14 protein-coding genes are annotated in these 13,956 nt (G+C 58.1%); 5 read left to right on the top strand and 9 right to left on the bottom strand.

Going from position 1 to position 13,956, the window contains the following annotated elements:
* Window positions 1-38: 38 nt before the first annotated feature.
* From msrQ to ACWR1S_RS27350, 6 genes are all read right to left on the bottom strand, one after another.
* On the bottom strand, window positions 39-662 hold the full coding sequence (msrQ, locus tag ACWR1S_RS27375) for a protein-methionine-sulfoxide reductase heme-binding subunit MsrQ (RefSeq protein WP_454565687.1): 624 nt from the start codon (window positions 660-662) through the stop codon (window positions 39-41).
* Window positions 662-1,675 carry a protein-methionine-sulfoxide reductase catalytic subunit MsrP gene (gene msrP, locus ACWR1S_RS27370; protein ID WP_454565686.1) on the bottom strand — a complete coding sequence of 338 codons (1,014 nt, stop codon included), beginning with the start codon at window positions 1,673-1,675 and terminating at the stop codon, window positions 662-664. The genes msrQ and msrP overlap by 1 nt, the downstream gene beginning before the upstream one ends.
* Window positions 1,676-1,738: 63 nt before the next feature.
* Window positions 1,739-2,596 carry a CDP-diacylglycerol--serine O-phosphatidyltransferase gene (gene pssA / locus ACWR1S_RS27365; protein WP_016983477.1) on the bottom strand — a complete coding sequence of 286 codons (858 nt, stop codon included), beginning with the start codon at window positions 2,594-2,596 and terminating at the stop codon, window positions 1,739-1,741.
* A gap of 147 nt (window positions 2,597-2,743) precedes the next feature.
* Window positions 2,744-3,760, bottom strand: a complete 1,017-nt coding sequence (gene ilvC, locus ACWR1S_RS27360; protein WP_003228216.1) for a ketol-acid reductoisomerase — start codon at window positions 3,758-3,760, stop codon at window positions 2,744-2,746.
* A gap of 48 nt (window positions 3,761-3,808) precedes the next feature.
* Entirely contained in the window at window positions 3,809-4,300 is a 492-nt protein-coding gene (gene ilvN, locus ACWR1S_RS27355; RefSeq protein ID WP_003176102.1) for an acetolactate synthase small subunit, read from the bottom strand.
* A 2-nt stretch (window positions 4,301-4,302) separates the two neighbouring features.
* Window positions 4,303-6,027, bottom strand: a complete 1,725-nt coding sequence (locus tag ACWR1S_RS27350) for an acetolactate synthase 3 large subunit (protein WP_141127884.1) — start codon at window positions 6,025-6,027, stop codon at window positions 4,303-4,305.
* Between the two features lie 399 nt (window positions 6,028-6,426).
* Between ACWR1S_RS27350 and ACWR1S_RS27345 the strand changes: the two genes are divergently transcribed.
* Window positions 6,427-6,843: a DUF4124 domain-containing protein gene (locus ACWR1S_RS27345; RefSeq protein WP_454565685.1), complete on the top strand. Its 417-nt coding sequence runs from the start codon at window positions 6,427-6,429 to the stop codon at window positions 6,841-6,843.
* Window positions 6,844-6,948: 105 nt separating this feature from the next.
* Here ACWR1S_RS27345 and ACWR1S_RS27340 read toward each other — a convergent pair whose 3' ends face one another.
* The 3 genes from ACWR1S_RS27340 to mrcB are packed head-to-tail and all read right to left on the bottom strand — an operon-like array spanning window position 6,949 to window position 10,374.
* Window positions 6,949-7,284, bottom strand: coding sequence for a YqcC family protein (locus ACWR1S_RS27340; RefSeq protein WP_454565684.1), 336 nt, complete (start codon window positions 7,282-7,284; stop codon window positions 6,949-6,951).
* Window positions 7,284-8,033, bottom strand: coding sequence for a hypothetical protein (locus ACWR1S_RS27335; RefSeq protein ID WP_454565683.1), 750 nt, complete (start codon window positions 8,031-8,033; stop codon window positions 7,284-7,286). Before ACWR1S_RS27335 ends, ACWR1S_RS27340 begins: the two co-directional genes overlap by 1 nt.
* Before the next feature lie 16 nt (window positions 8,034-8,049).
* Window positions 8,050-10,374 (bottom strand): penicillin-binding protein 1B, encoded by a 2,325-nt coding sequence (gene mrcB / locus ACWR1S_RS27330; protein ID WP_454565682.1) that lies wholly within the window; start codon window positions 10,372-10,374, stop codon window positions 8,050-8,052.
* Window positions 10,375-10,492: 118 nt separating this feature from the next.
* On the opposite strand from mrcB, the gene ACWR1S_RS27325 reads away from it, so the two are divergent.
* The 4 genes from ACWR1S_RS27325 (at window position 10,493) to ACWR1S_RS27310 (ending at window position 13,844) form a co-directional block, all read left to right on the top strand.
* The gene (locus ACWR1S_RS27325) at window positions 10,493-12,049 is read left to right on the top strand and encodes a bifunctional aminoglycoside phosphotransferase/ATP-binding protein (RefSeq protein WP_454565681.1); all 1,557 of its coding nucleotides are present in this window, start codon (window positions 10,493-10,495) and stop codon (window positions 12,047-12,049) included.
* Window positions 12,050-12,139: 90 nt separating this feature from the next.
* On the top strand, window positions 12,140-12,484 hold the full coding sequence (locus tag ACWR1S_RS27320) for a pentapeptide repeat-containing protein (RefSeq protein ID WP_007909940.1): 345 nt from the start codon (window positions 12,140-12,142) through the stop codon (window positions 12,482-12,484).
* 276 nt (window positions 12,485-12,760) lie between these two features.
* Window positions 12,761-13,033, top strand: a complete 273-nt coding sequence (locus ACWR1S_RS27315; protein ID WP_003228231.1) for a TfoX/Sxy family protein — start codon at window positions 12,761-12,763, stop codon at window positions 13,031-13,033.
* 16 nt (window positions 13,034-13,049) lie between these two features.
* Window positions 13,050-13,844, top strand: a complete 795-nt coding sequence (locus ACWR1S_RS27310; RefSeq protein WP_454565680.1) for a Crp/Fnr family transcriptional regulator — start codon at window positions 13,050-13,052, stop codon at window positions 13,842-13,844.
* Window positions 13,845-13,956: the final 112 nt, after the last annotated feature.

The raw sequence follows: 13,956 nt of genomic DNA, 5'->3' as shown, positions 1-13,956 counted from the left end.
GGGGCGAATTATAGACATCTGAAATCTGCCGTCAACCGTTAATTTCGCTTTTCTTGCAAAACCTGCTTTTTAGCCAGCAAACGCGGGATACGACGCGTCACTGGCGGAATGCGCAGCACCAGAAGCACCGCACCTATAAAGGCATAGATCGCCCATTCCTCAAGATCGGCGCGCACGATCCACAGCATATGCAGCAAACCCAAGCCCAGAATCACGTACGCCAGGCGATGCAGCTTCTTCCAGCGCGAGCCCAACCGACGCTGACTGTAGCGGTTGGACGTCACCGCCAATGCCAACAATCCTAGAAAACCCAAAGCCCCTACTATTATGTAAGGCCGCTTGCGCAACTCGACCGCCAGCTGCGACCAATCAAACCCCAGGATAAACGCCATATAGCTGCACAGGTGCAATACCACATAGGCGAAACACCAAAGCCCCAACTGCCGGCGAACCGCAATCCACCCCGCCCAACCGGTGAGTTTCTGCATCGGCGTCATGCTCAGGGTGATCAGCAACAACACCAAGGTTCCCAACCCCAGCCGATCGACCAACACTTTGCCAGGATCGGGGCCGAGCAAATCCTCAAGTGCTTGATACAACCAGAGCATCGGCCAGATCGCCGCCGAAATGAAAACGCCTATACGCCAGAACGGAAATCGCATCAGTAGTTCTTCCGCAGATCGAGCCCTTTATATAAAGAAGCGACTTCATCCGAGTAGCCATTGAACATCTGCGTATCACGCACATTCGGTTTGAACAGGCTATTTGGCAGACGCCGCTCACGCGCCTGAGTCCAGCGCGGGTGATCAACCGTCGGGTTCACATTCGCATAGAAACCGTATTCGTCTGCCGCAATGCTCTGCCAGGTCGTCTTCGGCTGCTCGCTGACCAGACTGATACGCACAATGGATTTGACGCTCTTGAAGCCATACTTCCACGGCACTACTAAACGCAGCGGCGCGCCGTTCTGGTTCGGCAACTCACGGCCATACATGCCCACCGCCAGAATCGCCAATGGATTCATCGCCTCATCCAATCGCAAGCCTTCTACATAAGGCCAATCGATCAAGGCGAAACCAGAGCGCTGACCGGGCATGCTCTTCGGATCCTGCAAGGTTTCAAAACGGATGTATTTGGCATTCGAGGTAGGTTCGACCTGCTTGAGCAGCGCCGAGATCGGAAAGCCGATCCATGGAATAACCATCGACCACGCCTCGACACAGCGCAGGCGATAGATACGTTCCTCCATTTGATACGGCTTCATGAAGTCTTCCAGCGCATATCGCCCCGGCTTACCCACCTCCCCGTCGATCACTACGCTCCATGGTTCGGTTTTCAGTGAGCCGGCATTAGCTGCCGGATCACCCTTGTCGGTTCCGAACTCATAGAAGTTGTTGTAATGGGTGGCGTCTTTATAAGGCGTGATTGCCTCATCCTTGACGTTGACTGCCCCCCATTTAGTAGAGGCCAGCTTGTCGTTAAACCAGGCAAGCGCTTTACCGGGTTCGACATCGGCATACCGCGCTGCATCGTCGGCATTGGCCCAACGTGGCAGGCTACTGACGGCGATACCGGCAGCAGTGGCCCCCAGTAATTGGCGGCGAGAGAGATAAATGGATTCAGGCGTGACATCCGACTCATGGCAGTCGGACGCTTTGGGGACTTTGATCAGCATGGCAACTCCGCAGCTTTGGAGGACAGATGCACCCATAGACTGCGGAGTATGCGTGAAATTACATCACTCGGCTTTTTTGTGTCGACGAAGATGCAACAGGTACTGCACCGGGCCAGAAGCGGCGTAGGCGAGGAACACCAGCAGCAGAATGCGCGGCGGATCACTGAAGACCACGGCGAACACCAGCACCACCGCAAGGATCGCCACGAACGGCACGCGACCTTTCAGATCCAACTCCTTAAAGCTGTTGTACTTGATGTTGCTGACCATCAGCATGCCGGCCGCCGCAACCATCAGTGCGACCAGGAACGACATCTTCGAACCCTGGATGCCGTAATCGCTGAATGCCCAGACGATCCCCGCCACCACACCGGCAGCCGCCGGACTGGCCAGACCGATGAAATAGCGCTTGTCAGCCGTACCCACCTGAGTATTGAAACGCGCCAGACGCAACGCCGCGCCCGCCACATAGATGAAGGCGACCATCCAGCCAACCTTGCCCATGTCGCCCAACGCCCAGCCGAACGCCAGCAGCGCCGGCGCAACACCGAACGCGACCATGTCCGACAGCGAGTCGTACTCGGCACCGAAGGCACTTTGCGTATTGGTCATGCGCGCCACACGACCATCGAGGCCGTCGAGCACCATGGCGACGAAAATCGCGATCGCGGCGAAAGCGAAGTACTTGCTCGCATTCGCCGAGTCACCCGCACTCAATGCCGCCTGGGCGCTCATCGAGTTGATGATGGAGTAAAACCCTGCGAACAGGTTCGCAGTGGTGAACAGATTCGGCAGCAGATAGATACCACGATGCCGGACTTTACGACCTTCTGCGTCGTGCCCTTCTTCGATGTGCTCATCGATGGGCAGCAGGCTTTCGGCGTCAGAAGCCTTGTTCGGCTCTTCGGGACGTTCGCTCATGGACATTACCTTGCAACGGTTTGGAGAAATTTCGACAGGTGCTTGAGGACGACAGTTCGGCCACAAACGCTGCAGCTTTATACCAGAACCACACGCTCAAACGAAAAAACGCGGCCGAGGCCGCGTTTTCCGTACAAGAAGGACGACTTAGTTTTTGGCTTTGTCGACGATCTTGTTGGCACCGATCCACGGCATCATGGAGCGCAGTTGCTCGCCGATGATTTCGATACCGTGAGCGGCGTTGTTACGACGCTTGGCGGTCATCGAAGGGTAGCCGGTTGCGCCTTCGCTGATGAACATTTTGGCGTATTCGCCGTCCTGAATACGTTTCAGGGCGTTGCGCATGGCCTGACGGGATTCGGCGTTGATCACTTCCGGACCGGTCACGTACTCACCGTACTCAGCGTTGTTGGAGATCGAGTAGTTCATGTTGGCGATACCGCCTTCGTACATGAGGTCAACGATCAACTTCAGTTCGTGCAAGCACTCGAAGTAGGCCATTTCCGGCGCGTAGCCAGCTTCAACCAGGGTTTCGAAACCGGCTTTTACCAGTTCAACGGTACCGCCGCACAGAACGGCTTGTTCGCCGAACAGGTCGGTTTCGGTCTCGTCCTTGAAGGTGGTTTCGATGATGCCGGTACGACCACCGCCAACGCCGGCGGCGTAGGACAGTGCAACGTTTTTGGCATTGCCCGAGGCGTCCTGGTAGATCGCGATCAGGTCAGGGATACCGCCGCCTTTCACGAACTCGGAGCGTACGGTGTGGCCTGGTGCTTTCGGCGCGATCATGATCACGTCGAGGTCGGCACGCGGAACAACCTGGTTGTAGTGGATCGCGAAGCCATGGGAGAAGGCCAGGGTGGCGCCTTTCTTGATGTTCGGCTCGATTTCGTTCTTGTACAGGGAGGACTGGAACTCGTCCGGGGTCAGGATCATGACCAGGTCGGCAGCAGCCACCGCGGAGGCAACGTCAGTCACTTTCAGGCCGTGAGCTTCAGCCTTGGCAACAGTGGCCGAACCTTTACGCAGACCAACGGTAACGTCGACACCGGAGTCTTTCAGGTTGCACGCTTGAGCGTGACCTTGGGAACCGTAACCGATGATGGCAACTTTCTTGCCCTGGATGATCGACAGGTCGCAGTCTTTATCGTAGAAAACTTTCATGAATTTCCCCTTTATATCCAGGCCGTTCAGGCCATTCGCTAATTTGGTTTAGATGCTGAGTACTTTGTCGCCGCGGGCAATGCCGGTCACGCCGCTACGGACGGTTTCCAGAATCGAGGCGGTGCCGATGGACTGAATGAAGCTGTCGAGCTTGTCGCTGGTACCGGTCAATTGAACGGTATACACGCTGGCACTGACATCGACGATCTGTCCACGGTAAATATCGGTGGTGCGTTTGATCTCGGCGCGCTGGGCGCCAGTGGCCTTGACCTTGACCAGCATCAGTTCGCGCTCGATGTGAGCACTTTCCGAGAGGTCCACCAGCTTGACCACTTCGATCAGCTTGTTCAGGTTTTTGGTGATCTGCTCGATGACTTCATCGTGGCCAACAGTGGTCAGCGTCAGACGCGACAGGGTCGGGTCTTCGGTCGGAGCCACGGTCAGGCTTTCGATGTTGTAGTTGCGCTGCGAGAACAGGCCGACTACGCGAGACAAAGCGCCGGGTTCGTTTTCCAGAAGCAAGGAAATAATGTGCCGCATGATTAAGTACGCTCCGTCTTGCTCAGCCACATATCGCGCATCGAGCCGTCTTTGATCTGCATCGGATAGACGTGCTCGCTGGTGTCGACCGAAACGTCGATGATCACCAGGCGATCCTTCATGGCGAACGCTTCTGCCATCTTCGACTTCAAATCTTTCGATTCAGTGATGCGTACGCCAACGTGACCGTAGGCTTCAGCCAACTTGACGAAGTCAGGCAACGATTCCATGTAGGAGTGTGAGTGACGGCTGCCGTAGCTCATGTCTTGCCACTGACGCACCATCCCCAAAACACCGTTGTTGAGGATGACGATTTTCACTGGCAAGCCGTATTGCAGGCAGGTCGACAGTTCCTGGATGTTCATCTGGATACTGCCTTCACCGGTGACACAGGCAACGTCGTCATCCGGGAAGCTCAACTTGATGCCCATGGCCGCCGGGAAACCGAAGCCCATGGTGCCCAGACCACCGGAGTTGATCCAGCGGTTAGGCTTGTTGAACGTGTAGTACTGCGCCGCGAACATCTGGTGCTGACCGACGTCGGAGGTGATGAAGGCATCGCCCTTGGTCACTTCGCAGAGGGTTTCGATCACGGTCTGCGGCTTGATCTTGCTGCCGTCGCCCTTTTCGTAAGGGAACAGGCCGCGATCGCCGCGCCATTCATCCACCTGCTTCCACCAACTGGCCACGGACTCCTTGTTCGGGGTCTCGCCGATTTCCTTGAGAATCGCGACCATTTCGGTCAGGACGCTCTCAACCGGACCCACGATAGGCACGTCGGCCTTGATGGTCTTGGAAATCGAAGCCGGGTCGATGTCGATGTGGATGATCTTGGCGTTCGGGCAGAACTTCGCCGCGCCGTTGATCACGCGATCGTCGAAACGCGCGCCGACCGCCAGGATCACGTCAGCATGGTGCATCGCCAGGTTGGCGGTGTAGCTGCCGTGCATACCGAGCATGCCGATGAACTGACGATCAGTGCCAGGGAAACCGCCCAGGCCCATCAACGTGTTGGTCACTGGCAGGTTGAGCATTTTCGCCAGTTCGGTCAGCGGTGCGGAACCGTTGCCGAGAATCACGCCGCCACCGGAGTACATCACGGGGCGCTTGGCCGCCAGGAGCATTTCTGCCGCCTTGCGGATTTGCCCGGAGTGACCGCGAACGGCCGGGCTGTAGGAACGCAGCTTGGCTTTCTTCGGGAAGATGTATTCGAACTTCTCGGCCGGGTTGGTCATGTCTTTCGGGATATCGACCACGACCGGGCCCGGACGACCGGATTGCGCCAGGTAGAAGGCCTTCTTCATGACTTCCGGGATTTCCGAAGCGTGCTTGATCATGAAGCTGTGCTTCACGATCGGCCGGGAGATACCGATCATGTCGGTTTCCTGGAACGCATCGGTGCCGACCATGGTGCTGGGCACCTGACCGGAAATGATCACCATTGGAATCGAGTCCATATAGGCGGTCGCGATACCGGTAATGGCGTTTGTGGCGCCAGGACCGGACGTCACCAATACCACGCCGGCTTTACCGGTGGCACGGGCATAACCGTCAGCCATATGGGTTGCCGCTTGTTCGTGACGAACCAGGATGTGAGTCACTTCCGGTTCTTTGAACAGGGCATCGTAAACATGCAGGAGAGCACCACCCGGGTACCCGTAGATATATTTGACGCCTTCGTCACGCAAAAAGCGGACGAGCATCTCACCGCCAGATAAAAGCTCCACGTTGTTCACCTCTAAAACGCCAGAATACCGTCCACAAAAAAGGGGCGGGTCTTAATAGGTTTACTTCTCGGCAGAGCATGAGCGACGGTGGTCGCCGACTACGTCAGCACTGACTGAGCAAGTATTGGGATCGTCCCAAGTTTTGCGGGCCTTTCCCACCCAGCGCGAGGTAACGCGTTGCGGGTGTAACAGGTCGGCGCGGATGTGCGCCTCATGATCTACCGAGTGGGTCTGCTTCTGGCAGTCCCTCTACAGCGGACTTTGGATTCTTCTGTTTCGCCCTCTCCAAGTCAAGCCGTCTCTATGGTTAATTGTGGGTAAGCACATGAGAACGCAAGAAAAAACCTGAAAACCGCTACTCTGTTAGTGTCAATTGCGCAATTTTGCCAAGGAATCAGCATGCGAACGCTCCTCCTTACTCTGCTGATCGGCCTCAGCCCAGGGTGCATGGCCGCTCAAATCTACAAATGGGTCGATGCTCAAGGGGTCACGCACTTCGATGCGCAGCCGCCACAGGGTCAGTCATCGACGACAATGCAGACGCCCTCCTCGCCTCCACCGAAATCGGCGGCAATGCCGGGCAGTGGCGTGCTGGGTGATCAGAAGACTATCAATGACAAGGTGAAGAAACAGGTGGCCGACCAACAGGCGCAGCTCAAGCAGTTTTGCGAGCAGGCACGCACGAATCTGGCGCAATTGCAGAACAATCCGCGCTTGAGGGAGGAAGTGGAGGGACAGTTGCGCCGGCTGGACGATGCACAGCGCCAGGAGCGCATTGTCGAGGCTCAGAAGCAGATAGCCGAGAATTGCCAATAGGCATCTGCAGAACTGTAGGAGCTGTCGAGTGAAACGAGGCTGCGATCTTTTGGCTTTGAAGATCAAAAGATCGCAGCCTTCGGCAGCTCCTACACAGACTCGGTATCAGCGCGAGGCAGTGATCAGCAGGTCAAACTCTTTGAGCAACACCTGAAGCTGACGATCCTTGCCTCGCAGATTGCGCTGGGCGAAGACCATCTCGGCCATTTCCTGAATCCCCGAGGCATTCGGCAGTGGCAGATCCTGTTCGAGGATCATCTTCATGCGTGGCAGGAAGATCCATTGCAACCACTGCTCGAAATCCAGCGTATCGACCGAAAACGGCTCGACACTGCTCAACGCTTCTGCTGACGGCTGAACTTCATCCCACCAGCCCTGAGTGCGCAGTTCACGCTCGATCAGCAACAGCTGATCGGCGATTTTCGGGAAGCGAGCATCCATTACAGCGAAACCTTGGCCTTCTGACGGGCCTGAGCGGCGCCGGCGGAATCGCCTTGTTTCTCGCGGGACTGAGCGATGATTTCCCACAGGTTGGCTTGCAGGTCCGGACGACCGTTGGCCATGGTCAGCGCACGCCGGGCAAACTGCTCGGCTTGCGGCGCATCGCCTTGGGCCATGCGCACCTGCGCCAGACGATAAAGCACTTGCGGTTCACGCGGGGCCACACGCTGGGCGCGCTCCAGGCTGGACGACGCGCCATTGAGGTCGCCACCGGCCTGCTGCTGTTGAGCTGTCGTCAGCAAGGCGAGTACCGGGCCGTCCAGTTGCTCATCCGCCGACAGGCCACCGCCGCTGCTGGCCGAGGGAATACCGCTCGGCGTCGACGGCATGCTGTAGCTGCCCGTGTTGACCGGCGCCGATTCAACCGCTGAAGGGTTGTACGGGCCTGCCGTGATACCACCGGACGCAGGGCCCGGCACAATCGGCGAAGAGCTGATCGGCGCGGACGTTGTTGCGCCGCCACCCGGCACCATCACCACCACGCCGGTATCGCCTTGCGGGATCGCTTGAGTCTGCGCTTGCGCAGGACGCTTTACGGTGGTTTGACGGAAGCCGCCATTGGCCGAAATACGTTCACTGTTGGACACCGCAGTCCCGGAATCAACCACCGGGATCGAACCACGCTGTACGGTAGAGCAGCCGCTGAGCAAAGCCACGGCGGTCACCGCTGGAATCAACCACTTGTTCACTTGAAACCCTCTTCGCTTAATTCATCCAGCCCTTGACCCAATCCATCACCGATTCGCCGGAGGCAGGCGTTTCGCCCGCACACGCGGCGCCGGGTGGTGGTTCGCTGCCGCGAATATACGGCATCTGCACCGCCCCCGGGCAGTTGGCGTCGGAGCCCTGCCCGGTACGCGAGTCGACCCACGCCTGCACGACGTTGTCCGGCTGCGGCATGTCCAGCGGCAGCGGATCGGCCTTGCGCATGAAACTGGTCCAGACCTGCAGCGCACCGGTCGCACCGGTAAACGGCGTCTTGCCGTTATCGTCGCGCCCCAGCCACACCACCGCCAGCAGATCCTGACTGAAACCGGCGAACCAGCTGTCACGGGAGTCGTTACTGGTACCGGTCTTGCCCGCCAGCGTCAGGGTCTTGGGCAGCACGTTATAAACCGAGCTGCCGGTACCTTCACGCATCACGCGCTGCATGGCGTTCTGGATCAGATAGATAGAGGCGGGGTCGAAACGCTGCTCGATCTGGAACGGATAACGCTTGAGCGGTTCGCCCTCGGCGGTCAGCACGCTGCGAATCCCGCGCATCGGCGTGTTGAAACCACCGTTGGCCAGCGTCTGGTACATGGTCGCCACTTCGATCGGCGTCATGCCACCTGCACCGAGCAACATCGACGGAAAGGCCGGGAATTCACGCGTTACACCCAGACGACCGAGTGTTTTCAACACATTCGGCACACCGACTTCCAGGCCCAGACGCGAGGTCGACAGGTTGTAGGAATGCGCGAGGCCCTGATAGAGGAACACGGTGCCGTGGGAGCGGCGGTCATAGTTCTGCGGTTTCCACACCTGACCGTTCGCACCTTTGACCGACAATGGATCATCAGACAGCCAACTGGTCAGGGTGTACTGGCTCGGTTTCTCCAGTGCGGTGAGATAAACCGCCGGTTTGATCAACGAGCCGATCGGTCGCACCGCATCCAGCGCACGGTTGAAACCGGCGTAACTGGCCTGACGGCTGCCGATCATGGCCTGGACTTCGCCGGTTTCCGGATTGGTCACGACCATCGCCGCTTCCACGTCATCGGAGCCTTTACGCCCGGCCAGACGTTTAAAGGTGTCGTTGACCGAGGCCTCGGCTTTCATCTGCAGGATCGGGTCGAAACTGGTGAAGATGCGCAGGCCTTCTTCGGTCAAGTCTTCGTCGCGGTAGTCTTCACGCAACTGGCGTTTGACCAGATCGATGAAGCCCGGGAACGAGCTGTCGGCAAGCTTGCCGCGAGTGGTCGCGCCCAGCGGCATTTTTTTCGCCGCTTCGACCTGTTCGGCCGTCGCCACGCCTTGCTGCTCAAGCACATCGAGCACCAGGTTGCGACGCTCAAGCGCACGCTCCGGGTTGCGACGCGGGTTGTAGTAAGACGGGCCTTTGACCATGCCGACCAGCAACGCCACCTGATGCAGTTTCAGCTCGGACAACGGTTGGCCGAAGAAGAACTGGCTGGCCAGACCAAACCCGTGCACTGCACGTTGGCCGTCCTGCCCGACGAAGACTTCATTGAGGTAGGCCTCAAGGATTTCCTTTTTGTCGTAATGCAGTTCCAGCAGCATCGCCATCATCGCTTCGGTGAGCTTGCGGGTCAGGCTGCGTTCGTTGGTCAGGTAGAAGTTTTTCACCAACTGCTGGGTCAGCGTACTGCCACCCTGGGTCATCTTGCCGCCCGAGGTGTTGACCCAGATAGCACGGGCAATCGACTTCGGCGACACGCCCCAGTGGCTGTAGTAATCGCGGTCTTCGACAGCGACCAGGGTTTCGAGCAGGTACGGCGGCACCTGATCGAGTTTGATCAGAATGCGGTCTTCGAGATTTTTCGGATAAATGCCGCCGATCATCAGCGGTTCAAGACGCACCACGGACAGCTTCGAACCGTTGGTCGCCGACAGCTCAGCGACGTAATCACCAGAGAAACGCACGCGCACCGGCTGCGGTTTCTCCAGACCTTCATAGAACTGGAAGCCACGGGTATTCAGATCGACTGTATTGCCGCTGACGGCTGCGGCGCCAGGGCCATTGCTCACGGCTTCGCGACGGTAGCCGAGGGCATCGAGTTCGGTAAGGAAATCGTCCTTGCTGAGCTTTTGTCCGACGAACAGCTCAAGCGGCCGCGCGTAGACCTTGGCCGGGATGGTCCAGCGCTTGCCGGAGAACTTCTCCTGCACCACGGCATCAAGGTAAACGGCGAAGCCGGCCAGCACGACAAGGCCGACCAGACTGAGTTTAATGGCCCAGCTCAACCACGGGCTAAGGCCCTTGGAAGCTGGTTTTTTCTTGGTACGGGGGGATCGAGTTCGAGTCATGGCGGCGGATTATACGCACTTTATTCATCCTCAACAGGAGCGCTCCGAGGTTTGCGTCAGGCTGGCGAGCGGCCATAATGGCCGCCTCGAATTCCCCCCAGTCTCTGAAGGATCGCCCGTGAGCCAATCACTGATCGCTGCCCTGCAAAACCCGGCCCTCTACCCGCACCCTGTCGAAGGGTTTCAGGTCATCGAAACCCATATCTCGTGGGTGATCCTCACTGGCCCGTTCGCTTATAAAGTGAAGAAGCCGGTGAATTTCGGCTTCCTCGACTTCACCGGCCTCGAATCGCGCGCGCATTTCTGCGCTGAAGAGCTGCGTCTGAACCAGCGTCTGACCGATGATTTGTATCTGGAAGTGTTGCCGGTGACCGGCAGCGTTGAGGCACCGCAACTGGGCGGCGACGGCGCGGCGATTGAATACGTGCTGAAAATGCGCCAGTTCCCGCAGACCGGTTTGCTCAGCACTCTGCAAGCCAACGGCGAGCTGACCACCCAGCACATCGACGAGATGGCACAGCAGATCGCTCACTTCCACCTCACCGCGCCAAAAGTCCCGGCCGAACACGGCGCCGGCACCCCGGACAGCGTGATGGCGCCAGTCTCGCAAAACTTCGAGCAGATCCTGCCGTTCCTCAGCGACAAAAACGATCTGCTGCAACTCGACGCACTGAAGGCCTGGGCCGAAAGCAGCTTCGAGCGTCTCAAGCCACTGTTTGCCCAGCGCAAGGCTGACGGTTTCACCCGCGAGTGCCATGGCGATATCCACTTGGGCAATGCCACGGTCATCGACGGCAAAGTGGTGATCTTCGACTGCATCGAGTTCAACGAACCCTTCCGCTTCACTGACGTCTGGGCCGACACCGGTTTCCTCGCGATGGATCTGGAAGACCGTGGACTGAAATCCCTGGCTCGCCGCTTCATCAGCCAGTATCTGGAACTGACCGGCGACTATCAGGGCCTGGAAGTGCTGAACTTCTATAAAGCCTACCGCGCATTGGTTCGCGCCAAGGTTGCGCTGTTCAGCATGCCGGCGGACGCGACTCCGGTGCAGCGCGCCACCACCCTGCGCCAATACCGCAACTACGCCAACCTGGCCGAAAGTTACAGCACCATTCCTTCGCGCTTCATGGCGATCACCCATGGCGTTTCTGCTGTCGGCAAGAGCCACGTGGCCATGCGTCTGGTCGAAGCGCTGGGCGCCATTCGCCTGCGTTCGGACGTTGAACGCAAGCGCCTGTTCGGTGAGCAAACCGTCGCCAACGATGTGCAGGCCGGCATTTACAGCGCAGACGCCAGCGCCGCCACTTACGCGCGCCTGCATGAAATCGCTGAAGTGATCCTGCACGCCGGTTTCCCGGTGGTGATCGATGCCACTTACCTCAAGCGTGAGCAGCGCGACAACGCGGCGAAAATCGCCGAGGCCACCGGTACGCCATTCCTGATCCTCGACTGCAACGCGCCGCAAGCGGTGATCGAGAGCTGGCTGGCGATTCGTCAGGCGGACAAACAGGATCCGTCCGACGCCACACTGGCCGTGATCGAAGCGCAGCAGGCCAATCGTGAAGCGCTGACGCCGGAAGAAATTCTGCGCAGCAAACGCGTGCAGACCAATGAATCCGGCACGCTGGACACCGTGGTCGCGCAGATTCGTCAGCGCCTGCCAGGCCTGTAAGAAACTATTTCGGCCGTGAAGCCCTCGCTTGCTTCACGGCCGTCAAATAGTGGCACTATACTGGCGTCATAAAACCAACGGTGATATGACATGAGCCAGCCGAAACTTCTCGACACCCCGCTGTATGCCCTGCTGCACAAAGACGACATCACCGGCTTCAACAAGGAGCGTCCACAGGACGGCCCGATCGACATGGTCGGCGGCGATTTCCGTGGTCTCGATCTGCGTGAACTGAACGCTGATGGCGTGGATTTCCGCGACGCTTACTTCCGTTCTGCCGATTTGCGCGGCATTGATTTCCGCAATGCGTCGCTGGAAGGTGCAAGCCTGGCCCACGCACAGATTTCCGGAGCCTACTTCCCGCCGGAGCTGAGCGCTGACGAGATTCTGATGTCGATGAATTTCGGTACGCGTTTGCGCTATCGCACTCGCTGATATAACCATCTAGCGCCTGCCCCTGTAGGAGTGAGCCTGCTCGCGATAGCGGTTTAACATTCAACACATGTGTGCCTGGCAATCCGCTATCGCGAGCAGGCTCACTCCTACATTGATATGTGTTTTTCCCCTTCTTTCTGCGTTCGCAGGCCTTTCAAGCGCCCTTTCTTAGAAGCATTTGCGTCGAATCCGACCAAAGAACCACGCTTTTCCTACTGATGGCTACACTCCTGAGAAGCTCGACAACGCACCATTCGGCCGTCGCAAGGAGGCTTGATGAATGATGAACTGCAACACCTGAAGAATCTTGGCAAGACGTCGGCGCAATGGCTGCATGCCGTGGGCATCCACAGTGCCTCGGACTTGCGTCGCCTGGGCGCGGTGGACGCCTACCGGGCCGTGCGTACCCGCGGGTTTCGCGCATCGAAGGTGTTGCTGTATGCGATCGAGGGCGCGCTGATGGATGTGCACTGGAATGACATTCCCGCCGAACGCAAGGACGCCCTGAACAAACAGCTTGAAGCCATCTCCTCGCGCCACAAGAACTGAACGGGCATAGACCGTCATGTATTTACTGGGGGAACAATCGGCTCACGCCGATGCCTTGATCAACCGTTTGCAGAGCTTGCCCACGCTGTGGTTGCGCGACCTTGCGCCTTGTGGGCCACCTCTGGAACTGGATGCGTCGGATGATTTACTCGCGCAGTTACCCACCGACCAGCTGTTGCTGCTGAATGAAGGTGTAATCAACGGCTGCATCGGCGCGCGCCCTCTGTTTTATTGGCAGGAGGGCGATCTGCTCGGCCTTCAGCAGGGTGAGGACTGGGCTGATTGCCGTTTATGCAGTGATGGGGCATTGCGTTTGACGCCCTATCGGCGCCGCGAAGTTTTCCAGTACTTGTATGCCGACGCTCATCGCGCAGACCAGTTTCTGCAGTATCTGCTAGGGCAAATGGCACTCCTCGCGCATGCCGTCGCCGAGCTGAAACCGCGCGAGTTTCGTAGCACCAATGGCTTCAAACGGGTCGAGGCGGGTGAAACGCTGATCAACCAGGGTGACGCGGCTGACCACGTGTTTGTGATCATCGACGGGCATGCTGAAGCGTATGTGGACGGGCAGAAGGTGGGCGACGTGCCCAAGGACGAGATTTTCGGTGCCATGGCCGTGTTCACCGGCGAGCCGCGCAATGCCACGGTCATTGTCCGAGAGGCAAGCACCGTGATGCTGATTCCCGGTGAGCAATTCCTGAGCATGACCCGCACTAATCCAAAGATCGCTCACAGCCTGATCGAGAGCATGGCGCGGCGGATCGGCCAATTGAACAAGCAAGTCACCCAATTGAGCGCAACCAAAAGCTGACGCCACGTCCTTTGTTTCCGGGCCATTACGGCCATTTCCCAGACTAAATCAAAGAAATGAGAAAACAGTTGTTGACGCGCTAATGAGAATCGCTATGATTATCACAACTGGT

The organism is Pseudomonas sp. AIG (assembly GCF_977020205.1).
This window is presented reverse-complemented; position numbering and strand designations above follow the sequence as displayed.

Coding starts and splice junctions, on each gene's coding strand:
- mrcB (WP_454565682.1), bottom strand. CDS start 10,374: ATGACTCGAACTCGATCCCCCCGTACCAAGAAAAAACCAGCTTCCAAG.
- ACWR1S_RS27345 (WP_454565685.1), top strand. CDS start 6,427: ATGCGAACGCTCCTCCTTACTCTGCTGATCGGCCTCAGCCCAGGGTGC.
- ilvN (WP_003176102.1), bottom strand. CDS start 4,300: ATGCGGCACATTATTTCCTTGCTTCTGGAAAACGAACCCGGCGCTTTG.
- msrP (WP_454565686.1), bottom strand. CDS start 1,675: ATGCTGATCAAAGTCCCCAAAGCGTCCGACTGCCATGAGTCGGATGTC.
- ACWR1S_RS27320 (WP_007909940.1), top strand. CDS start 12,140: ATGAGCCAGCCGAAACTTCTCGACACCCCGCTGTATGCCCTGCTGCAC.
- msrQ (WP_454565687.1), bottom strand. CDS start 662: ATGCGATTTCCGTTCTGGCGTATAGGCGTTTTCATTTCGGCGGCGATC.
- ACWR1S_RS27340 (WP_454565684.1), bottom strand. CDS start 7,284: ATGGATGCTCGCTTCCCGAAAATCGCCGATCAGCTGTTGCTGATCGAG.
- ACWR1S_RS27315 (WP_003228231.1), top strand. CDS start 12,761: ATGAATGATGAACTGCAACACCTGAAGAATCTTGGCAAGACGTCGGCG.
- ACWR1S_RS27310 (WP_454565680.1), top strand. CDS start 13,050: ATGTATTTACTGGGGGAACAATCGGCTCACGCCGATGCCTTGATCAAC.
- ilvC (WP_003228216.1), bottom strand. CDS start 3,760: ATGAAAGTTTTCTACGATAAAGACTGCGACCTGTCGATCATCCAGGGC.
- pssA (WP_016983477.1), bottom strand. CDS start 2,596: ATGAGCGAACGTCCCGAAGAGCCGAACAAGGCTTCTGACGCCGAAAGC.